The sequence below is a fragment of the Kitasatospora sp. NBC_01246 genome (genome assembly GCF_036226505.1).
GTDB lineage: Bacteria > Actinomycetota > Actinomycetes > Streptomycetales > Streptomycetaceae > Kitasatospora.
The window spans coordinates 5,832,052-5,853,699 of record NZ_CP108484.1 but is presented as its reverse complement, the minus strand read 5'-3'; the positions used below and the strand labels follow the sequence as shown (position 1 = coordinate 5,853,699).

The window sequence follows — 21,648 nt, the reverse complement described above, 5'->3', positions numbered from 1 at the left end:
GGGCTGCGGCGGGGGCCCGGGTTCCGGGGCACGGGGTGCGAGGTGCGGGGTGCGAGGTGCGGGGTGCGGGGTGCGGCGGGCGCGGCTGACCCGGGGCCGCGCGGCCCCGGGTGTCAGACCGCGTAGCCCGGGGTGAACGACACCGGCAGTGCCACCAGCCCGCGCACCCACGCCGACGGCCGCCACACCAGCGCGTGCTCGGCCACCGCCAGCCGGAGGTCCGGCAGGCGGTCCAGCAGCACCTCGATCGCCGTGGTGGCGATCACCTCGGCCGCCTCCTGCGCCGGGAACGGGCACCCGTGCTCGCCGTAGGAGTAGCTCATGTGCGCCCGGTTGCCCTCCGCCGGGCTGCCGTCGGCCTGCCGCACCGCCGGGTCCGCGTTCGCCCCCGCGAAGCCGAGCAGCAGCATGTCCCCCGCGGCGATCCGCTGGCCGCCGAGCTGGGTGTCCCGGACCGCCCAGCGCCCGGCGAAGATCTGCGTCGGGGTGTCCTCCCAGAGCGCCTCGTTCAGGGCCTGGTTGATGCTGCGCCGGCCGCCGGAGAGCGAGGCGGCGAACCGCTCGTCGGTGAGCATCAGCCGCAGCGCGTTGGAGATCCAGTACGAGCACGGCTGGTGGCCGGCGATCAGCAGGACGCGCAGGTCGCGCATCACCTCGTCGTGGTCCAGGCCCGCCTCGTGCAGCAGCATCCGCGAGGCCAGGTCGTCGGACGGCCGCTCGGCCTTCTCCCGGACCAGGTCGAGCATCACGCCGAGCAGCCGCTGCGCGCCGGCCGGGGCGTCCGCCCCGCCGTCCAGCATCGCCAGCAGCCCGTCGATCAGGACGGGCGCCTGCTCCTCGCTCAGTCCGAGCAGCCGGCAGAGCACCAGCAGTGGCATCCGGTGCGCGTACTCGGCGACCAGCTCGGCCTCACCGCGCCCGGCGAACCCGTCGATCAGCCGGTCGGCGATCTCCTCGCAGTGCTTGCGCAGCTCGTACGGGTCGACGGCGGCCAGCGCGTCCGTGACGGCCCGCGAGCGGCGGACGTGCTCCTCCCCCTCGGCGTACAGGATCGACGGCACCGGCGCCATCATCGGCTTCAGCGGCCAGTCCTCGGGGATGCTCTCCCAGGCGTTCCAGCGGGTCGAGTCACGGCCGAACAACTGCGGCTGGCCGGTCACCAGTTGCAGCTCCCGGTAGCCGATGACCAGCCAGGCGGGGACACCCCCGGCGAGCTCGACCGGAGCCACCGGACCGTGCGCGGCCCGCAGCTCGCGGTACAGCTGGGACGGGTCGGTCTGGAAGCGCGGCCCGTACAGCGGTGTGGCGCCGGCATGCGCCGGGCAGCCCGGCGGCGGGGTGGCGGCGGGCTCGGTCACGGGGTGCTCTCCTCGTACGGGGACGGGTGGGTGGCGCCGGCGACAGCGACAGCGGACACGGCGACCGGGGCGACCGGGGCGGCCTCCGGACGGGCGGCCGGACCGCTGCCGGCCTCCACCCGGGCGGCCAGGTGCCGGACCAGCTCGATCAGGACCTGCTTGCTCGACTCCCGGTCGCGCGCGTCGCAGTCCACCAGCGGCACCTCGGCGGGCAGGTCGAGCGCCGCGCGCACCTGCTCCAGGCTGTGGCTCGGGTCGCCGAAGTTGTTGCGGGCCACGATGAACGGCGTGCCGTGGTGTTCGAGCCGGTCGATGGCGTACCAGGACTCCTCCAGCCGCCGGGTGTCCACCAGGACGACCGCGCCGAGCGCCCCGCTGAACAGGCGGTCCCAGAGGAACCAGAAGCGCTCCTGCCCGGGCGCGCCGAACAGGTACAGCACCTGGCTCGCGGAGAGCGTGATCCGGCCGAAGTCGAACGCGACCGTGGTGGAGCGCTTGCCCCAGGAGCCCGAGGGGTCGTCGATGCCCTCGCCCGCCTTGGTCATGGTCTCCTCGGTGTTCAGCGGACGGATCTCGCTGACCGCACCGACCAGGGTGGTCTTGCCGACGCCGAACCCGCCGACCACGACGATCTTCAGCGCGTTGTCGGCGGTACCGCGCAGCGGGGTGCGCCGGGGCCCGGGGGCCTCAGAGCTGTTGGAGTCCATGCAACACCTGCTTCAGCGTGTCGAGATCGGGCAGCCGGGCCTTGTTGGGAGCGAACCGGGGGTGCCGGGCGGTGACCGCCCCGGACTCCAGCAGGTCCCCGAGGAGGATCTTCACCGCCGAGACCGGCAGCGCCAGCTCGGCGGCGACCTCCACGACGGCGGTCGGGGCCTCGCACATCCGCAGGATGCGGGCGTGCTCCGACTGCATGCCCGGGTCCGGCTCCCGCTCGGCGACGATCAGGGTGACCAGGTCGAAGGCGTTCTCCGGGGAACGGCTGCGGCCGCGGGTGATGGTGTAGAGGCGGTCCGGGTCGTCGTCACGGCCCGGCAGGACCGGCCGCCCGCTCATGCCCGGGCGCTCTCTTGGACCACCGCGTCCGTATCCGCCCCGGTACCCGCGTCGTCGCGGGCCGGAGCACTGAGGTGGACGCCGATCTGCTCGATCAGACCGTGCATGTTGTGGCCGACCACGCCCACGTCCGCCTCGTCGTCGGTGACCACGGCGAGGTGGGCGCCCTCGCCGGCCGCCACGATGCAGAGGATGCCGCCGTGGAACTCGGTCATCGACTGCCGCACGCCGCCGCTGCCGTCGCCGAACTCGATCGAGGCGCCGTGCGCCAGGCTCTGCATCCCGGAGGCGATCGCGGCCAGCTGGTCGGCCTGATCGGCGCCGAGCCCGGCGGTGTGGCAGAGCCTGAGGCCGTCGGCCGAGAGCACCAGGGCGTGCCGGGCGCCGGGGGTGGCGGTCAGCAGGTTCTCCAACAGCCAGTCGAGGTCACGGTCGATAACGCTGCTCATCAGGAGTCCTTCTCGGTGACGGGGGAGGCGTCGGGCGTGGTGTCCGTGGTCGGTGCGGTCGGCGTGGTGTCCGTGGTCCTTGCGGGAGTCGCGGCCGGTGCGGGGGTCGCGGCCGGCGTGGGGTTCGGGGTCGGTGCGGGGGTCGTGGTCGGTGCGCTGCCGTTCCCGGCCTGCTGGGCGGCGCGCCGGAAGGCGCCGAACCGGGCGGCGGCACTCACCGCGTCGGCACGGACGGGCTTGGCGGCCGGAGCCGGTGCCGCGGTGGTGGTACCGGTGGCGGCGAGCGTCTGCCCGCGGCGGCGCTGCGGCAGACCGCTGTCGGCGACCTCCACCGGGACCGCGCCGGACGACGTCACCGGGGCGGACGAGGTCGCCGGAGCGGACGACGGCGCGGCGGCGGGCCTGGCCGGCAGCAGCGCCGGCGGGCCGGCGGGCGTGAGCGCCAGGCGCGACGGCGCGGGCGCCGTCGCCCGGGCCGGGGCGGGCACCGGAGCGGGCGCCGGCGCGGCGTGCGTCACCAGCTGCTGCGGGATGAGCATCACCACCCCCGTTCCACCGCGCGCCGACGGCCGGAAGGAGATCTGCAACCCGTACTTGCGGGCCAGCGCGCCGACCACCGCGAGGCCGAGCCGCGTCCCCGCGGTGAGCGTGGTGAGGTCCAGGGGCTCGGCGGAGACGGCCCGCTCGGCCCGGCGCAGCCAGCTCTCGCTCAGCCCGAGGCCGCTGTCCTCGACGGTGACCGCCAGCCCGGCCGGCACCTCCTCGACGTAGACGTGCACCTCGGCCGGCGGCGCGGAGAAGTTGGTGGCGTTGTCCAGCAGTTCGGCCAGCGCGTGCATCACGCCCTCGGCGGCGAACCCGGCCACGGCCGCCGTGCTGGCGTTGTGCAGCCGGACCCGCTGGTAGGCGCCGATCCGGCCGAGCGCCCCGCGCAGCACCGACTCCACCGCGATCGGCTTGGCCCAGCGCCGGCCCGAGCGGGCGCCGGTGAGCACGGCGATGCTGTCGGCCATCCGGCCGGCCTGGGCCGTGGAGTGGTCCAGTCGCAGCAGGTCGCCGAGGACCTCCTCGTCGTGCCGGTGCTGCATCTCGCGCAGCTCGGCGTGCATGCTCGTGGCGAGTGCCTGGACCCGCCCGGCGGCGGTCGCGCAGACCGCGAGGGCGGCGGCCCGCAGCCGCTCGCCCCGGCCGATCTCCTCGGCGAGGGCCCGCAGCAGCGCGTACTGAGGGTGCGTGCGGTGCGTCGCGAGCGCGCTGTCCACGGACGCGCCGTCCCGGAGCTTCTTCACCACCTCGGGCAGGACGGACCCGGCCAGCCGGTCCAGTGCGGCTCGCTCCGCCTGCTCGGCCTCCAGTTCGGTCCGCACCCGGGCCAGCTCGGCCTGCGCGGCCAGCACCTCGGCCTCGGCGTCCGCCTGCGCGGTCCGGGCCACCTCCCGCGCCGTGTCGGCGGCGGCGGCCCGCTCGCGGGCGCTCGCCCCGGCGGCGTCGGCCGCGGCGGTCAGCTCGCGCGCCGCCCCGGTCTCCTCCCGCTGCGCGGCGAGCTCCTCCGCCAGTCGGCGGGCGCGCTCGGTGGCGGTCGCGGCCAGTCCGACCGCGATCAGCCAGAGCACCGCGACCGCGCAGACCGCGGCCACGGTCAGCGGCTGGTGCGCCGACAGGGCCCGGCCCGCGGCCACCGGGGCGGCGACGCCCGCCAGCAGTACGGCCGCCGCGGTGAGGGCCGCGGTGCGCGGGGCCGGGCGTCGGCGCGCCGTGCCGTCGGGGCTGGTGCGTTCTCTCATCGATGCGGTCCTCGGCAGCGGCGGGCGTCGACGGGCGGACGCCGACAGCGGGGGCGGGCGAACGCGCGACCGCCCGGCCGACGTAGTGAAACGTCTCCGGGCGGCTGATCGGTTCACGCTTTCGGCCGATCATATCCATTCAGCTCCTGCCCTCAATGGGCAAGTTGACGGCCAGTATCATTCGTTCACGGCTCGTGCACCGATTGGCGACCTCACCGTCGCACCTCGATCAACTCAAGGTGGCATCCACCGCCCGGCGCAGTGCCGCGAAGTCCAGCCCGTGATCGGCGATGATCCTGGCGCCGAGCCCCTCCCCCTCCCGGACCACCCCGAGCAGCAGGTGCCCGACGCCGATGCGGCCGGACTTCAGCCGGAGCGACTCGCGCAGCGACAGCTCCAGCACCTTCTTCGCCCGGGGCGTGAACGGCACCCGTCCGCCCTTGGCGTCGGCCCGGAACCAGCCCCGCCGCCTCGACTCCTGGCCCTCCGCCGGAGCGTCCAGCGCCCCCTCGCCGAACGCCGACTCGACGGCCTCCCGGACGGCGTCCAGATCGACCCCGATCGCCGCCAGCGCCTCCGCGTCGTCGGCCCCGCCGAGCAGCCGGCGCACCGCCCGCCGCACGGCGGCGTGGTCCAGCCCCGCCTCGACCAGCACGGCCGCCGACGGATCGTGCGGCATCGCCACGACGGCCAGCAGCAGGTGCTCGGTGCCGATCTGCCCGTGCCGGAGCTGCGCCGCCTCCCGGCCCGCCTGGCCGACCACCTGCCGCGCATCGTCGGTGAAGCGTTCGAACATCGCTCAGCCTCCGTCCTTCTCGCTCGCGGTACCCCCGGCACCCCGCCGGGCGTACTTCTTGTGCACCGCCTGCCTGGTCACCCCGAGACAGACCGCGATGTCCTGCCAGGACCACCCCTGCTCGCGGGCGTTCCCGACCTGCAGGCCCTCCAGGCGATCGGCCAGGTCGCGCAGCGCCCGCACCGCCCGGAGCCCCACCGCGGGATCCCGACTGCTCGCGGCCGCCGCGAGCTCTCCGTTCTCGCTCATACCGTCAACTTAGGTTGACGCCCATCGCGTGTCAACCCTGGTTGACAGCTACCCCGGGATTCGCATCGCTCCACCGCGCGAACAACGAGCGCCCGACCGGGCCGCCCCGGAGTCCGGGCAACGCAAAAGGCGGGGCGAGGACCTCGAAAGGTCCTCGCCCCGCCTCGCGGAACTCAGCCGCTCAGACTGTCATCCGGCACCGGGCCGGCACGGCGGCCGGATCAGCTGCAGCCGCTGGTGGAGCCGCAGCCCTCGCAGAGGTAGCAGCTGCCGGCGCGGCGCATCTTGGTGCCGCAGGAGAAGCAGAGCGGCGCGTCGGCGTTGAGGCCGAGCTGGATCTCCATCAGCTCCGTCGAGTTGTGGGCCCTGCGCGGGGCCTCGACGGCCGGTGCGGGCTTGGCCACCGGGGCGGCCGGAGCCGCCGGGGCCACCGGCGCGGACTGCGCCAGGGTCTCGGTGTCCAGCTCCTCGGCCTCCAGCGGCTCGTAGGAGCCCGTCTCCAGGTGGCGCTGGCGCTCCTCGACGGAGTGGATGCCGAGCGCGGAACGGGTCTCGAACGGCAGGAAGTCCAGCGCCAGGCGGCGGAAGATGTAGTCGACGATCGACTGCGCCATCCGCACGTCCGGGTCGTCGGTCAGACCGGCCGGCTCGAAGCGCATGTTGGTGAACTTCGAGACGTACGTCTCCAGCGGCACGCCGTACTGCAGGCCGACCGAGACGGCGATCGAGAAGGCGTCCATCATGCCCGCGAGGGTCGAGCCCTGCTTGGACATCTTCAGGAAGACCTCGCCGAGGCCGTCGTCCGGGTAGGAGTTGGCCGTCATGTAGCCCTCGGCGCCACCGACCGTGAAGGAGGTGGTGATGCCCGGGCGGCCCTTGGGCAGGCGCTTGCGGACCGGGCGGTACTCGACGATCTTCTCGACCGCGGCGGCCGGGGCCGCCTCGGTCTCGGCCTTCGCGTCGCCGGACTTCTTCTTGGCCGACAGCGGCTGGCCGACCTTCGAGTTCTCGCGGTAGATGGCGAGCGCCTTGACGCCCATCTTCCAGGCCTCGAAGTAGATCTCCTCGACGTCCTCGACGGTCGCCGCGGCGGGCATGTTGACGGTCTTGGAGATGGCGCCGGAGATCCACGGCTGGATCGCCGCCATCATCCGCACGTGCCCCATCGGGGAGATGGAACGCTCGCCCATCGCGCAGTCGAAGACCTCGTAGTGCTCGGTCTTCAGGCCGGGCGCGTCCACCACGTTGCCGTGCTCGGCGATGTGGGCGACGATCGCCTCGATCTGCTCGTCCTGGTAGCCGAGGCGCTTCAGGGCGCGCGGCACGGTGCCGTTGACGATCTGCATCGAGCCGCCGCCGACGAGCTTCTTGAACTTGACCAGTGCCAGGTCAGGCTCGACGCCGGTGGTGTCGCAGTCCATCATCAGGCCGATGGTGCCGGTCGGGGCGAGCACCGAGGCCTGGGCGTTGCGGAAGCCGTTCTGCTCGCCGAGGCGCAGCACGTCCTGCCAGGTCTCGGTGGCGGCGGCCCAGACCGGGGCGTCCAGCTCGTCGACCGCGACGGCGGCGACCGAGGCGTCCGCGTGCTGCTTCATGACCTGCCGGTGCGGGGCCGCGTTGCGGGCGTAGCCGTCGTACGGGCCGACCACGCCGGCGAGTTCGGCGCCGCGGCGGTAGGCGGTGCCGGTCATCAGCGAGGTGATGGCGCCGGCCAGGGCGCGGCCGCCCTCGCTGTCGTAGGCGTGGCCGGTGGCCATCAGCAGGGCGCCGAGGTTGGCGTAGCCGATGCCGAGCTGGCGGTAGGCGCGGGTGGTCTCGCCGATCTTCTCGGTCGGGAAGTCGGCGAAGCAGATGGAGATGTCCATCGCGGTGATGACCAGCTCGACGACCTTGGCGAAGCGCTCGGCGTCGAACGAGTCGTCGTCGCGCAGGAACTTCATCAGGTTGAGCGAGGCCAGGTTGCAGCTGGAGTTGTCCAGGTGCATGTACTCGGAGCAGGGGTTGGACGCGTTGATGCGGCCGGACTCCGGGCAGGTGTGCCAGCGGTTGATGGTGGTGTCGTACTGGATGCCCGGGTCGGCGCAGGCCCAGGCGGCCTCGGCCATCTTGCGGAAGAGCTTCTTCGCGTCGACGGTCTCGATGACCTCGCCGGTCATCCGGGCGCGCAGGCCGAATTCGGTGCCGTTCTCGACGGCGGTCATGAATTCGTCGTTGACCCGGACCGAGTTGTTGGCGTTCTGGTACTGCACGGAGGCGATGTCGTCGCCGCCGAGGTCCATGTCGAAGCCCGCGTCGCGCAGGGCGCGGATCTTCTCCTCCTCCTTCACCTTGGTCTCGATGAAGGCCTCGACGTCCGGGTGGTCGACGTCCAGCACGACCATCTTGGCCGCCCGGCGGGTGGCGCCACCGGACTTGATGGTGCCGGCGGAGGCGTCGGCGCCGCGCATGAAGGAGACCGGGCCGGAGGCGTTGCCGCCGGAGGAGAGCAGTTCCTTGGAGGAGCGGATCCGGGAGAGGTTCAGGCCGGCGCCGGAGCCGCCCTTGAAGATCATGCCCTCTTCCTTGTACCAGTCGAGGATCGACTCCATGGAGTCGTCGACGGCCAGGATGAAGCAGGCGCTGACCTGCTGGGGCTGCTTGGTGCCGACGTTGAACCAGACCGGCGAGTTGAAGCTGAACACCTGGTGGAGGAGGGCGTAGGTCAGCTCGTGCTCGAAGGTCTCGGCGTCACCGGGGGTGGTGAAGTAACCGTTCTTCTCGCCGGCGGCGCGGTAGGTGAGCACCACGCGGTCGATGATCTGCTTGAGGCTCCACTCGCGCTGCGGGGTGCCCACGGCGCCGCGGAAGTACTTGGACGTGACGATGTTGACGGCGTTGACCGACCAGAAGTCGGGGAACTCCACGCCGCGCTGCTCGAAGTTGATCGAGCCGTCGCGCCAGTTGGTCATGACGACGTCACGCCGCTCCCAGCGGACCTCGTCGTAGGGGTGTACGCCAGGGGTGGTGTGGATGCGCTCGATCCGCAGGCCGCCCTTGGGGGCCTTGCCGGCGCCCTTGGTCACGGTCTTGTCGGACTTCGACCCGCGTGCGGAACCGCTCGTGGTGTCTGTCACTTCTCGCTCCTCCTCCTGGGCAAACGCCCAAAGTGCCCCGAAAAGTCCGGGCACCGCTGGTTCGTCTTCCGGTGTGCGGACAGGCGACGACCTGCCTGTACCCGCACGGTTTGTGGTGTTCTGTGCGCCGTTTCCGGGCACGCCTCGGCCCCGAGGGGCCGGTATGGCTGATGTGGCTGATGTGATGCTGTGAGCCCCGAGGGGCCGGTGTGGTGCTGTCGGCCCCGAAGGGCCGGTGCGGCTGGTGTGGCTGGTGTGGGACGAAAGGCCCCGAGGGGCCGGTGGTGCGGAGCCGGCCTCCTAGGGCGCGGCGGCGGCGACGGGCACGCAGGCGCCGTCCGCCTCGGGGACGGGCCGCTCGGCGCGGAGCTCCGCGATGGCGGCCTCGAAGTCTTCCAGTCCGTCGTACGCCTGGTAGACGCTGGCGAAGCGCAGGAAGGCGACCACGTCGAGTTCCTTGAGCGGTCCGAGTATGGCCAGCCCCACGTCGTGGGTGGTCAGCTCGGACTTGCCGGTGGCCCGCACGCACTCCTCGACCTTCTGGCCGAGCTGGGCGAGGGCGTCCTCGGTGACCGGGCGGCCCTGACAGGCCTTGCGGACTCCGGAGATGACCTTCTCCCGGGAGAACGGCTCGGTGACGCCGCTGCGCTTGATGACCATCAGTGCGGCCGTCTCCACCGTGGTGAAACGGCGGCCGCAGTCCGGGCACTGCCGGCGACGGCGGATCGAGCTGCCGTCTTCGGTGGTCCGGCTGTCGACGACGCGGCTGTCGGAGTGCCGGCAGAAGGGGCAGTGCACCTGAAGATCCCTCCCGGGCAGGACGTGCGGACTGGTCGAGTCTATGCGATGAGGACCCGGCACCGCCAAGCGGATCATGCGACGTGACCACTAGTACTGGGCCCGGAGAGGACTGTAACCACTACATGTGGGCCCAGGGGGGAAGCGACACCCCTGGCGTGTCGGCGCCGATTAGACTGCCGGAGTCGCGTTCGAGTCGAACATTTAAGCGATGTACAACAAAGCCTTGATCGAGTCAGCCAACTCCCGAATAATTCACTCGAACGTGTGTTTGGCGCAACCTTTCGATAGGAGGTGCCGTTGGGCTGGAAAAGGGGAGAGGACAGCCGTCGAGAGGGGCCGCCGTGAACACGATCGAAAGCAACACCATCCCGGTGCAGGAACACTCCCAGCTCAAGGTGGGGCAGCGCACCACGAATCAGCAGAGTGTGGACAGCATGGACCGTAGCGAAGAGCACCGCCTCTCCGGCCAGGCCATTTCCCATCCGGGCCGCGTTCCCGACCAGCCGATCGAGCACGCCGCCGTGCTGGACGACAGCCACCCGGTCCCCGCGCGCTCGCTGCCCGGCCGCCCCCCCGGCATCCGGACGGACGAGGCCGGGCTCACCGAGCGCCAGCGGCGGGTGATCGAGGTCATCCGGGACTCGGTCCAGCGCCGCGGCTACCCGCCGTCCATGCGGGAGATCGGCCAGGCCGTCGGCCTGTCCAGCACCTCCTCGGTCGCCCACCAGCTGATGGCCCTGGAGCGCAAGGGCTTCCTGCGCCGGGATCCGCACCGCCCGCGCGCCTACGAGGTCCGCGGCGTCGAGGTGGCCCGCCCCAACACCGCCGAGACGGCCGGGCGTCCGTCCACCTCGTACGTGCCACTGGTCGGGCGGATCGCCGCCGGCGGCCCGATCCTGGCCGAGCAGACCGTCGAGGACGTCTTCCCGCTGCCGCGCCAGCTGGTCGGCGAGGGCGAGCTGTTCGCGCTGACCGTACGCGGCGACTCGATGATCGAGGCCGCCATCTGCGACGGCGACTGGGTGACCGTCCGTCGCCAGCCGGTCGCCGAGAACGGCGACATCGTGGCCGCGATGATCGACGGCGAGGCGACCGTGAAGCGCCTCAAGCGCGAGGACGGCCGGATCTGGCTGATGCCGCACAACCCGGCGTACGAGCCGATCAACGGTGACAACGCGACCATCCTGGGCAAGGTCGTCGCCGTGCTGCGCCGCCTCTGAGCCGCCCGGTACGGCGCCCACCGGGAAGGGGCTCCACCGCACGGTGCGGGGAGCCCCTCCGGTGTGCCCGGGCGGCGGCCGCCTCTCGGGGCGACCGACGCCTCAGCCCCGCTTGACCACCGGCCGCACCGGCGCCGCGGAGGCGTCGATCGCCGCCAGTGAGCGGCGCACCTGGTTGCGATCGGTGGTGTACCAGAACTCCGGCATCGAGGAGCGGAAGAAGCTCCCGTACCGCTTGGTCTCCACCCGCGGGTCCAGCACCGCCACCACACCGCGGTCGTCCGCCGCGCGGACCAGCCGGCCCGCGCCCTGCGCCATCAGCAGCGCGGCATGGGTGGCCGCGACGGCCATGAAGCCGTTCCCGCCGCGCTGTTCGACGTCCCGCTGGCGGGCGCTCATCAGCGGGTCGTCCGGGCGCGGGAACGGGATCCGGTCCATCACCACCAGCTGGCAGGCCGAGCCGGGCACGTCCACGCCCTGCCAGAGCGAGAGCGTGCCGAACAGGCAGGTGGTCGCGTCCGAGGCGAACTCGCGGATCAGCTCACCCAGGGTGTCCTCGCCCTGGAGCAGGATCCGGTTGTCCAGCCGCTCGCGCATCGCCTCGGCGGCGGCCTGGGCGCCGCGCATCGAGGAGAACAGGCCGAGCGTCCGCCCGCCGGCCGCGCCGATCAGCTCGGCGAGTTCGTCCAGCATGTCGGGGCGCTCCGGGTCCCGCCCCGGGTCGGCCAGGTGCCGGGCGACGTAGAGGATGCCCTGCTTGGGGTACTTGAACGGCGAGCCGACGTCGATGCCGCGCCAGTGCGGCACCGCGTCCTCGCCGGAGGCGGCCTCGGGAGCGTCGCCCTCGGTGCGCTGGTCCGGCAGCCGGGCCTCCGAGGGCAGGCCGACCGAGGCGGCGACGCCGGTGAAGTCTCCGCCGAGCTTCAGCGTGGCGGAGGTGAGCACCACCGAGCGCTCCTTGTAGAGGCCCTCCCGCAGCAGCCCGGAGACGCTCAGCGGGGCGACCCGCAGCGAGGCGGTGCCCAGGCCGTACCGGTCGCTGCGCTCGATCCAGACCACGTCGTACTCGGAGTCGGCCAGCAGCCGCTCGGCCGTCTCGTGCAGCGCCTCGGCGGAGGCCATCGCCTGCTTGCGCACCGCGTCCTCGTCGGTGAGCGCCTTGTCCCGCGTCTCGCCGAGCGAGGTGATCACCTGCCGGCTGGCGTCCCGGATCGCGGTGACCGCGTACGCCAGGTACTCGGGCAGTTCCTCGACCCGGCCGGGCTGGGCGGTCTCCATCAGGCCGTGGTAGTTCTCCGCGGCCCCCTGGAGGGCGTCCACCGCCTTCTCGTTCGCCAGCCTGGCCGCGCGCTTGACCGCCCGGTTGACCGCGCCGACGGTCAGCTCGGCGGTGGCCGCGCCGGTGACCCGGTTGACCAGCTCGTGCGCCTCGTCGACGATCAGCAGCTCGTGCTCCGGCAGCACCGGCGCGCCCTCGATGGCGTCGATCGCCAGCATCGCGTGGTTGGTGACCACGACGTCCGCCAGCTTGGCGCGCTCCCGCGCCTTCTCGGCGAAGCACTCCTGCCCGTACGCGCAGCGGGTGGCGCCCAGGCACTCCTTGGAGGTGACCGAGAGCTGGGCCCACGCCTTGTCGGAGACGCCGGGGCTCATGTCGTCCCGGTCGCCGGTATCCGTCTCGTCCGCCCACTCGCGCAGCCGCAGGACGTCCTGGCCGAGCTTGCCGGTGGGGCCGCCGAGGGCGTCCACCGGATCGAAGAGGCCCTCGCCCTCCTCGCTCGGGGTGCCCTCGTTGGCCCGGTGCAGGCAGAGGTAGTTGGAGCGGCCCTTGAGCATCGCGAACAGCGGACGGCGGCGCAGCACCGGGTGCAGCGCCTCCACCGTCCGCGGCAAGTCCCGCTCGACCAGCTGGCGTTGGAGCGCCAGGGTGGCCGTGGCGACCACCACGCGGTCCCCGTGGGCGAGGGCCGGCACCAGGTAGGCGAGGGACTTGCCGGTGCCGGTGCCGGCCTGCACCAGCAGGTGCTCGCCGTTGTCGACGGCGTCGGCGACGGCCTCGGCCATCCTGACCTGGCCGGGGCGCTCGACGCCGCCGACGGCGGCCACGGCGGCGTGCAGCAGCTCGGGGAGCTGGGCCCGCGGGACGGCCTCGACCGCGCCGGCGGCGGCCGACCCGTCGGCCTCGTCGTCGGCGGGGAGCTGGGATTCGGAGTCGTTCGTCATGACCCACCCAGCCTACGGGGCGGGGGTGACAATCCGGTCCCGCCGGCCGTGCGGCACCGCGGCTCCCGCGGCGGCCAGCGCATTGGGCACGGTGCCGTGCCTGGCCGCGTGCGGGCGGTGCGGGCGGTCCCCGTAACCGTCCAGCAGCAGCCGGTTCCGGTTGAGGCAGAGCCGGTCGATCCGCGGGCGGAACAGGTCGAAGAGCTCGAACCGCTCGCGCAGCTCGGGGAAGCGCTCCTGGTAGCGCAGGATCTCGGCCCGCAGCAGGGCCCAGAACTCGGCCTCGGGCAGTCCGGTCTGCGCCTCCAGCAGCGGGGCGAGGTAGCGGTAGACGCCGATGAACAGGCCGGAGTGGAGGAACTGGCAGAGGCCCTGCGGGTCCTCGCGCAGCAGTACCTCGGCCACCTCGGCGGGCAGCTCGCGCAGCTCGGGCAGGTCCTGGTCGCTCAGGTTGACGTCGTCGACGAAGTCCTTGACCGCGAGCCGGGCCGGGGCGTCCCGCTCGTCGAAGACCACGATGGCGTTCTCCCCGTGCGGGGAGAAGACCAGGCCGTACCGGTAGAGGAAGTGCAGCAGCGGCGGGAGCATCGCCGCGAACAGCCGGGCGGTCCACGCGGCGGGGGTGAGGCCGGAGCGGGCGATCAGCTCGGCGGCCAGCGCCCGCCCGTCGGAGCCGGTCTGCAGCAGCGCCGCCAGGGTGCGGGCGCGCTCGCCGCCGTCCAGGCAGGGGCCGAGCGGCTCGCGCCAGATCGCGCCCAGCAGTTCCTTGTACTGGTAGGGCGCCTCCGGCAGCTCCCGGTAGAGCGGGTGGTCGACGGTGACGGAGGCGATCTCGCCGAGCAGCACGATCCGGCACTCGTCGCGCAGGAACGGGTCGGCCTGCCGGATCCCGTGGATCCAGGCGGTCACGGCGGGCGCGGCCAGCGTGCGCTCGGTGGGCAGGCCGCGCCAGACCAGGGTGTTGAGGATGGCGAGCGGCAGCTTGACGGTGCAGCGGTCGGGCCGGCTCCGGTTGAAGAAGGAGCGGATGGACTGCTGGGGCAGCCGCAGGTCGCCGTCGGTGGGCAGCGGGACGATCTCACCGCTCGCGATCCACGGGGCGAACAGCGGGACGACGGTCTCGTCCCACTGCCAGGGGTGCACCGGCAGCAGCAGGTAGTCGTCGGCGTCCGGGCCGAGGACGGCGCGCAGGGCGGCGGGGTCGTCGAGCTCGCGCGCGTACAGCTGCTCGGGCTCGGCGACGCCGGGAACGCCGCGGTACTGCGCCAGCCGGCGGTGCACGGCGATCCAGGGCAGTGGTCGCGGGGTGCGCGCCTCCGGGGCCCAGCGGGCGGCGTCGGTGGCGGAGAAGCCGAGCCGGCCCTTGTTGGGGACGATCCAGGGGTGCCCGCCCTGCCGGCCCTCCAGCTCGGGGTGGCCGAGGTCGGCGAGCTCGGCGGCGGTGAGCGCGGTGGCGAGCTGGTGGGCGTCGGCGATCAGGGTCGCGGTGAGTTCGCGGATCAGGTGGCCGGTGGTGTCGCCGCGCAGCCCGAGGGTGTGCCGGGCGTAGGGGAGGAAGCGCAGCGGGTCCAGGCCGTCCGGCCGGGAGCAGCGCACCGAGTCCGGGACGACCTGCCAGCCGCCGTACGCGCCGCGGCCGGCGGTGAAGCGGTACTCGGCCTCGGGCAGCCGGAGCAGGTAGCCGTCGGGGCCGTCGGGGACGGGGGTGATCAGCTCCTCGTAGGCGAACTCGCCGAGCATCTTGGCCAGCAGCGTGCGGCCGGCCCGCGCCCAGTGCCCGGCGGTGAGCTGCGGGGGCAGGTACAGCGGGGTTTCAGCGGCCGGCGGTTGCGGCACGGGTCCACTCCTGGGGTCGCGGAACGGCGGGGACGTCCGCGGTGGCGGGGACGTCGCCCATGGCGGGGGCGGCAGGGCCGGTGGAGCCACCGGGGGTGGCGGGGGTGACGGGTGGTGCGAAGCCGGTCCAGGCGGTGCGTTCGGGCAGCCGGTGGACCGTCCGGCCGGCGACGGCGTTGAGGATCACGGCGGCCCGGTGGGCGCCGAGCCCGAGATCGGGAGTGCCGACGCCATGAGTGTGCAACTCGGCGTTCTGTACGTACAGTCCGCCGACGAGGTCGGGCAGGGTCGCGACCCGGTGGTCGAGGTCGACCCGGTAGCGCCCGGCCGCGTCCCAGTCGATCAGGTGGGCGAGCGGCTCCAGGGCGGCCGGGCGGGCGGCGCGGTACCCCGTGGCGAGCACCACGGCGTCGGTGCGCAGCACGTGCTCGACACCCGAGTCACCGTGCCGGCAGCGGAGTTCGAGACCACCGCAGGGACCGGGCCGGGCGTCCGTGACGGCCGTGCCGGGGGTGATCTCGACCGGGGCGTCGTCGATCGGCCGGCCGATGGTCCGCTCGTACAGGTGGTCGTGGATCTCGGCGAGGGTCTCGGCGCTGGCGGCCTTGTGCAGTTGCCACTGCGCCTCGACCAGGGTGTCCCGGACGGTCCCGGGCAGGCCGTGGAAGTAGCGGGTGTAGTCGGGCGTGAAGTGCTCCAGCCCGAGCTTGGAGTACTCCATCGGCGCCAGCGCCCGGGTGCGGGTGAGCCAGCGCAGCCGGACGCCCTCCCCCACCCGGCGCAGCAGGTCGAGGAAGACCTCCGCGCCGGACTGCCCGCTGCCGACCACGGTGATGTCGCGCGCGTCGTCCAGGGTCTCCCGGCGGTCCAGGTAGTCGGCGGAGTGGAAGGCCCGGGGGTGGCCGTCGAGGGCGGTGAAGGCCTCGGGCAGGACCGGCCGGGTGCCGACGCCGAGCGCGAGGTTGCGGGCGTGCACCTCGGTGCGCCGGCCGGTGGCGGTGTCGCGGAGTTCGGCCCGGTACAGCGCGCCGTCCCGGTGCAGCGCGGTGACCTCGGTGCCGAAGCGGCAGTTGCCGAGCCGTTCGGCCGCCCAGCGGCAGTAGTGGTCGTACTCCCGGCGGGGCAGCTGGAAGCGCTCGGCGAAGTAGAACGGGAAGAGCCGGTCCTGCTCGCGCAGGTAGTTGAGGAAGGACCAGCGGTTGGTCGGGTCGACCAGGGAGACCAGGTCGGCGAGGAAGGGGACCTGCATCCGGGCCCCGTCGACCAGCATCCCGGGGTGCCAGCGGAACTCCGGGCGCTGGTCGCAGAAGAGCGTGCGCAGGCCGGGGGCGGGGTCGGCCAGCGCGGCGAGCGAGAGGTTGAACGGGCCGATGCCGACGCCGAGCAGGTCGTACGGCGCGGGTGGGGCTGCTGGGGTGTCCATGGAGTCGGAGGTGTCCTCGGCGGGGTCGGTCGCGGGCGGGCGGGCGGCGGAGGGGGCGCGGTCAGGCGGCGGGGGCTCGGTCCGGCGGCACCCGGCCCGGCCGGTCCGGACCGCGGTCGCGGACCATCAGCGCCGCGCGCTTGTCGGGCAGGTCGAGTTCGGCGGCCCGGGTGAAGCCGGCCCGCTCGAAGGCACGGATCGAGCGCAGGTTCCGGACGTCGGGCTCGGCGACCACCCGCCGGCAGCGCGGCCGCGCCCGCAGGATGCGGTCGGCCAGCGCGGCGAGCAGGATCGCGCCCAGGCCCCGCCCCCGGCAGTCGGCGGGGCCGAGCAGCAGGTGGACGCCGGTGTCGTGGGGCCGGGCCGGGTAGTGCGCGGCGAGCGGGTCGAGGTCGGCGCGGTAGATCTCCCAGTAGCTCATCGGGGCGCCGTCGAGCAGCCCCAGGCGGGGCAGGCTGCGGCCGGCGCCGTCGAGCTGGGCCCGCAGGTGCCGTTCGGTGACGGCGGGCGGCCCGGCGAGCTCCCAGAAGGCGGCGGTCTCGGGGTCGTTCATCCACCCGGCGAGCAGCTCCAGGTCGGCGGGCAGCCGGACCGGGCGGAGCCGGAACTCCCCCGCGCCGGTGGTCATCGGGCCCCGGTCGGTCACACCATCGGGACCTTCGGCGGTCACACCGTCGGGGCCCTCGGCGGACACGTCGTCGGAGCCCTCACCGGAAACGTCCTCAAGACCTTCACCGGTACCGCAGCCGTCGTCGGAGCCGCTCGCGCGGGAGTTCACGCGCCGGCCACCGGGTTGGGGATGTCGACGTAGACGGACTGCGTGGCCACCGGCCCGACCAGCTCGTCCAGGCCGTTGATCCGGGTGAGCAGGTTGGCCTTGCAGGGCAGCGTGGCGGCGTCCAGCAGGAGCGCGGGCAGCGCGGACCCGGTGGCCGCGACGCGCGGTCCGGACAGGAAGCCGCGCAGGGCGGCCAGCAGCACCGACTCGTCGGCCAGCCGCTGCGAGCCGAAGGCGCCGATCATGCCCAGGACGTGGTTGATCCCGAGGTAGTAGGCGAAGTGGTGGTCGATCACCTCGTCGGCCAGGAAGGTGTCGCTCCGGGCACCGAGCCCGGGCAGCCGGGCGGTGAGCCGGTCGGCCGCGCTCTGCCGGTAGTAGAAGCCCTGGTTGTCCCGGTAGCGGCCGCCCTGCGGCCACCCGTCGGCGTCGAGCAGGACGAGGCTGTTCTGCTGGTGCGCCTCCAGCGCGATGCCGGCCTGGCCGTCCAGCCAGAGCACCGGCAGGACGACGGCGTCCAGGTAGCGCAGGAACCATTCGGCGGCCACCGTGGGCAGCGGGCGTCCGCAGCGCGCGGCGAGCGCCCGCAGGGTGTCGCCGAGCCGCGACGGTACGGTGTCGCCGGTGCCGAGCGGCTGCTCGGCGACCAGCCCGGCCACGCAGAGGGCGCGGTCGCCCGGGGCGAACGGCTGGGCGCGCAGCACGGTGTCCAGCCCGCCGGGGTCGCCGAGCGCGGGGTGGTCGACGCCGATCCAGGCCGGGTCGCGGACGATGTCGAAGCCGGGGTGGGCGGCCCGCCACTCGGCGGCCAGTCCGGTCTCCAGCAGCCGGTGCATCTCCAGACCCCGGTGGAGCTCCTTGCGGAGGTTCTCCCGCCGGGAGTTGGTGATCCGCAGGCCGAGCGAGAGCTTCAGCATCCAGGGCGTGCCGGGCCGGTAGACGGTGCGCACCGAGGAGGTCGGGTACCAGGGGTCACCGGCCGGGCCGAGGTCGCGCAGCCGCCCGTCGGCGAGCAGTTCCGCGACGGCCGGGCGCAGGGCGAGCTCGCGGGCCTGCCAGGGGTGCAGCGGGAGGGCGGCCGTCCCGGGCGGCACCAGGGTCGGGTCGCCGAGCAGGTGGGCGGTGATCCGGTCGGCGCTCTCGGTCAGCGCCGAACCGGCCGCGAGCAGGTCGCGGTCGACGGCGTACCAGTGCAGCCGGAAGGAGCCGTGGAGCTCCGGGGAGTACGCGGCACTCTGCGCGGGCCCGAGGCCGTCGCGGCTCTTGGGCGTCGGGTGCAGCGGGTGGCCCAGCAGCAGGGACTGCTCGGCGGCCAGGAACTGCGAGCCCTCCGGCCCGCCGGGGGCGGCGGCGGTGCGGCGGTGGGCCAGGATGTCGGCGGTGCGGACCACCGAGTCGGCCACCCGGGCGGCGAGGTCGGCGACCTGGCCGGGGTCGGGGCGGTCGGCGGCCGCGGCGGCGAGCAGGGCGGCGGCGGTGACGGCGTCCACCGGGGCGGCGGCGGTGCCCTCACCGACCGCGAGGGTGGCCGGGCCGAAGCGGTGCCAGCCGGCCGGCGACCAGTAGCGGACCGGGGCGAGCAGCCGGGCGGCGCCGCCGAGTACGGCGATCCGCAGCCGTCCGTCCGTCCCGGGTACCGCCCCGGTCTCCCGGGCCCAGCACCGCAACAGGGCCTCCAGACCGGCCTGTTCGGCGGCGACGGCCGGGTCCGGATGGAGGAGCGGGTCGGGCGGCACCGGGCGGGCCGCGGCCGGCCGGACCCCGGCGGGCTGGACCGGGGCGGGGTGGCGCGTCGGGGCTTCGGGCGGGGCTCCGGTGACGGCGGTGCTCAAGGCTGCTCCTTGTGGCGCGTGGGGTGCGGACGCGCGCTGGTGGTGGAGAGGGTGTGGCGGGCGCTCGCACCGTCGCGTCAGGTAAGGGTTAGCTATCCCTGATGGGTGATCACAAGGGCTGCTCACTCGTCCGAGTGAAGAGCGGTGAGAGTTCAACACTCAGGAGGGAGGACCTGCCGTGCCAACGAGCCAACCGGGCGTTCGTCACAGATCGGTGACCTCCGGCCGCCGTCGCAACCCGGGGGTCGGCCCGCGCCGTCCTGGTGGCCAGTGGGAGACTCCAAGGCGGTCGGCCGCCGCCGCACAGGACCAGCAGGGGGAAGCGAACACCATGCCATCGATCCACCGGTCAGCCATGGCCGCGGCCCTCGCCGCCGGAACGCTGCTCGTCGTGACGGCCTGCGGGCCGGACGGCCCCTCCGGCGGGGGCACCGCCGCACCGCCGCCGGCCCCGGCGAGCGGCAGCGCCACGACCGCCGGGGGTGGCGGCGTGATCGGCGGCGGTGTGATCGGCGGCCTGACCCTGCCGTCGGGCATCCCGACCAGCCTGCTGGAGGGCCTGCCCACGAGCTGGGACGACCTGAAGAAGTGGAAGTTCGAGGACTGGGACAACTGGGCCTCCAAGCACGTCTTCAACAACCCGGTGGTGAAGGACTTCTGGAACCCGGACAAGATGGGCGACTCCAAGCCGGCCGACCCGGCCCCGCCCATCGCGAAGCCGACCGGCGACGCCGGGGTGACCGATCCGGACCCGGCCCCGGTCAAGGCCACGCCGGTGACCCGCCCGTACACCAAGCAGCCGTCCGGCAAGGTGTTCTTCAGCGCCGACGGCGGCCGCGGCAACTGCTCGGCCACCGTGATCGCCGACCCGGCGCACCCCGGCAAGAGCAACCTGGTCTGGACCGCCGGGCACTGCGTGCACCCGGGCAAGGGCGGCGACTTCTACAAGGACCTCGTCTTCGTCCCCGCCTACAACAACTCCGGTGCCTCCAGCGGCGGCAAGAAGGCCCCGCTCGCGGAGCTGGCACCGCTGGGCACCTGGTGGGCCAAGGACGTGGTGACCTCGCCGCAGTGGACGGTCGAGGGCGGCGGCACCGGTGACGCCGCCAACCAGTACGACTTCGCCGTGATGCGGGTGCAGAACCAGAACGACACCGGCAAGTCACTGGAGGAGACGGTCGGCGCGGCCGTCCCGGTCTGGTTCGACGCCCCGCGCGACCGGATCTCCGCCTCGGCGTGGGGCTACCCGCTCTACAAGCCCTTCGACGGGCAGGAGTTGTACAAGTGCGACGGCGGGAAGCCCACCCGGCTCTCCTTCGACGCCAAGCGCCCGGCGATGCTCACCATCGGCTGCACCATGACCCAGGGCTCCAGCGGCGGCGGCTGGTTCGCCCCGATGCCGGACGGCCGGACCGCCCTGGTCAGCAACACCTCCATCGGCACCCAGGACCACACCTCGCTGAGCGGCCCGTACCTGGAGACGGTCGCCAAGCAGGCCCTGGACTACATCTCCAGGAAGCAGAAGTAGCCGCCACCGCGCCGAAGACCACACGGGGACCGATGACCATGCCGAAGACCAGGCACCGCACCGCGCCGGCGGCCGCCGCCGTACTCGCCGCGCTCGCGCTCACCGCGACCGCCTGCGGACCGGAGGACGCGGGCAGCGCCGACGCCGCGTCCACCCCGGCCACGACCGCCGCCGCCACCGCCGCGTCCGCCAAGCCGGGCGCACTGCCCGGCAGCCTCCAGGACCTCGCCGGCTGGAAGCTCGACGACTGGGCCCGCTTCGTCAGCGAGAACGCCTTCGTCAACGAGGTCGCCCAGGGCTTCTGGTCGATCGCCAAGATGGAGAACGCCAAGGGCCGGCCCACCCCGGAGTACTCGCACAAGAGCCCGGGGAACACGGTCGTCCGGGACGATCCGCCGGCGGCCGTCCCGGCCAGGCCGCAGCCGCACCCGTACAGCCCGGCGACGGCGGTGGTCGGCAAGATCTTCATGACCGCGCCCGAGGGCGACTCGATGTGCTCGGGCACCGTGGTCTCCGACCCGGCCAACCCGGGCCGCAGCAACCTCGTCTACACCGCCGCGCACTGCCTGCACGACGGCAAGGGCGGCGGCTGGCTGAAGAACATCGTCTTCGTCCCCGGCTACAACCGCGACGGCCAGGCCAGCCGGGGCAGGCAGTACACCGAGCAGCAGGTCTCCCCGTACGGGCGGTGGACGGCGGTCCGCGCGCTGGTCGCGCCGACCTGGGTGAAGGAGACCGGTGTCGGCCCCAACTCCCAGTTCGACTACGGGATCATCCGGGTCCGCGACGAGAACGGCTCCGGCAAGTCGCTGGAGGAGACGGTCGGCGGCTCCGTCCCGATCTGGTTCAACGCCCCTCGCGAGCAGATCACCTCGGCCTTCGCCTACGGCTACCCGGCCGAGCGGCCGTTCGACGGTATGGAGCTCAACCACTGCGACTCCACCGTCCGGCCGGTCAGGCTCTCCTTCGACCAGGCCCGCCCGCCGATGTACGTGATCGGCTGCACCATGACCGGCGGGTCCAGCGGCGGCGGCTGGTTCATCACCAAGGACGGCAAGCCGAACCTGATCAGCGTCAACTCGATCGGCAACCGCAACCCGTCCGAGTACATGGCCGGCCCCTCGCTCCAGGACCAGGCGAAGCAGGCCTTCGACTACTTCTCCAAGAACGCCAAGTAGGACGCGCCCGGCCCCCGGGGACGA

The 21,648-nt window shown here is 73.5% G+C and carries 16 protein-coding genes and 1 pseudogene; 3 read left to right on the top strand and 14 right to left on the bottom strand.

All coding sequences use genetic code 11. From position 1 onward, the window contains the following. Window positions 1–113: 113 nt before the first annotated feature. From OG618_RS25420 to nrdR, 9 genes are all read right to left on the bottom strand, one after another. Window positions 114–1,358, bottom strand: a complete 1,245-nt coding sequence (locus OG618_RS25420; RefSeq protein ID WP_329489846.1) for a cytochrome P450 — start codon at window positions 1,356–1,358, stop codon at window positions 114–116. Further along, window positions 1,355–2,065 (bottom strand): GTP-binding protein, encoded by a 711-nt coding sequence (locus tag OG618_RS25415; protein ID WP_329489845.1) that lies wholly within the window; start codon window positions 2,063–2,065, stop codon window positions 1,355–1,357. Before OG618_RS25415 ends, OG618_RS25420 begins: the two co-directional genes overlap by 4 nt. Further along, on the bottom strand, window positions 2,046–2,414 hold the full coding sequence (locus OG618_RS25410) for a DUF742 domain-containing protein (RefSeq protein WP_329489844.1): 369 nt from the start codon (window positions 2,412–2,414) through the stop codon (window positions 2,046–2,048). The genes OG618_RS25415 and OG618_RS25410 overlap by 20 nt, the downstream gene beginning before the upstream one ends. Next, the gene (locus tag OG618_RS25405) at window positions 2,411–2,863 is read right to left on the bottom strand and encodes a roadblock/LC7 domain-containing protein (protein WP_329489843.1); all 453 of its coding nucleotides are present in this window, start codon (window positions 2,861–2,863) and stop codon (window positions 2,411–2,413) included. The genes OG618_RS25410 and OG618_RS25405 overlap by 4 nt, the downstream gene beginning before the upstream one ends. Then, complete coding sequence (locus tag OG618_RS25400) at window positions 2,863–4,647, bottom strand: sensor histidine kinase (protein WP_329489842.1); 1,785 nt, start codon at window positions 4,645–4,647, stop codon at window positions 2,863–2,865. The genes OG618_RS25405 and OG618_RS25400 overlap by 1 nt, the downstream gene beginning before the upstream one ends. A gap of 229 nt (window positions 4,648–4,876) precedes the next feature. Further along, on the bottom strand, window positions 4,877–5,443 hold the full coding sequence (locus OG618_RS25395) for a Clp protease N-terminal domain-containing protein (protein ID WP_329489841.1): 567 nt from the start codon (window positions 5,441–5,443) through the stop codon (window positions 4,877–4,879). A 3-nt stretch (window positions 5,444–5,446) separates the two neighbouring features. Further along, window positions 5,447–5,692: an RNA polymerase subunit sigma-70 gene (locus OG618_RS25390; RefSeq protein WP_329489840.1), complete on the bottom strand. Its 246-nt coding sequence runs from the start codon at window positions 5,690–5,692 to the stop codon at window positions 5,447–5,449. A gap of 221 nt (window positions 5,693–5,913) precedes the next feature. Then, window positions 5,914–8,805 carry a vitamin B12-dependent ribonucleotide reductase gene (locus OG618_RS25385; RefSeq protein ID WP_329489839.1) on the bottom strand — a complete coding sequence of 964 codons (2,892 nt, stop codon included), beginning with the start codon at window positions 8,803–8,805 and terminating at the stop codon, window positions 5,914–5,916. Between the two features lie 300 nt (window positions 8,806–9,105). Beyond that, entirely contained in the window at window positions 9,106–9,603 is a 498-nt protein-coding gene (gene nrdR, locus OG618_RS25380) for a transcriptional regulator NrdR (RefSeq protein ID WP_329489838.1), read from the bottom strand. A gap of 551 nt (window positions 9,604–10,154) precedes the next feature. Between nrdR and lexA the strand changes: the two are divergent. Then, window positions 10,155–10,826: pseudogene (gene lexA / locus OG618_RS25375) on the top strand (transcriptional repressor LexA); the annotation flags it as partial. Between the two features lie 102 nt (window positions 10,827–10,928). Here lexA and OG618_RS25370 read toward each other — a convergent pair. From OG618_RS25370 to OG618_RS25350, 5 genes are all read right to left on the bottom strand, one after another. Continuing rightward, the gene (locus OG618_RS25370) at window positions 10,929–13,049 is read right to left on the bottom strand and encodes an ATP-dependent DNA helicase (protein ID WP_329489837.1); all 2,121 of its coding nucleotides are present in this window, start codon (window positions 13,047–13,049) and stop codon (window positions 10,929–10,931) included. A 12-nt stretch (window positions 13,050–13,061) separates the two neighbouring features. Beyond that, window positions 13,062–14,885, bottom strand: a complete 1,824-nt coding sequence (locus tag OG618_RS25365; RefSeq protein ID WP_442906865.1) for an IucA/IucC family protein — start codon at window positions 14,883–14,885, stop codon at window positions 13,062–13,064. Next, on the bottom strand, window positions 14,863–16,308 hold the full coding sequence (locus OG618_RS25360; protein WP_329489836.1) for a lysine N(6)-hydroxylase/L-ornithine N(5)-oxygenase family protein: 1,446 nt from the start codon (window positions 16,306–16,308) through the stop codon (window positions 14,863–14,865). Before OG618_RS25360 ends, OG618_RS25365 begins: the two co-directional genes overlap by 23 nt. A gap of 61 nt (window positions 16,309–16,369) precedes the next feature. Then, the gene (locus OG618_RS25355; RefSeq protein WP_442906955.1) at window positions 16,370–17,002 is read right to left on the bottom strand and encodes a GNAT family N-acetyltransferase; all 633 of its coding nucleotides are present in this window, start codon (window positions 17,000–17,002) and stop codon (window positions 16,370–16,372) included. An 80-nt stretch (window positions 17,003–17,082) separates the two neighbouring features. Next, window positions 17,083–18,918: an IucA/IucC family protein gene (locus OG618_RS25350; protein ID WP_442906864.1), complete on the bottom strand. Its 1,836-nt coding sequence runs from the start codon at window positions 18,916–18,918 to the stop codon at window positions 17,083–17,085. 331 nt (window positions 18,919–19,249) lie between these two features. Between OG618_RS25350 and OG618_RS25345 the strand changes: the two genes are divergently transcribed. Further along, window positions 19,250–20,446, top strand: coding sequence for a trypsin-like serine peptidase (locus tag OG618_RS25345; protein WP_329489834.1), 1,197 nt, complete (start codon window positions 19,250–19,252; stop codon window positions 20,444–20,446). A gap of 32 nt (window positions 20,447–20,478) precedes the next feature. Further along, window positions 20,479–21,624 (top strand): trypsin-like serine peptidase, encoded by a 1,146-nt coding sequence (locus tag OG618_RS25340; protein WP_329489833.1) that lies wholly within the window; start codon window positions 20,479–20,481, stop codon window positions 21,622–21,624. Window positions 21,625–21,648: the final 24 nt, after the last annotated feature.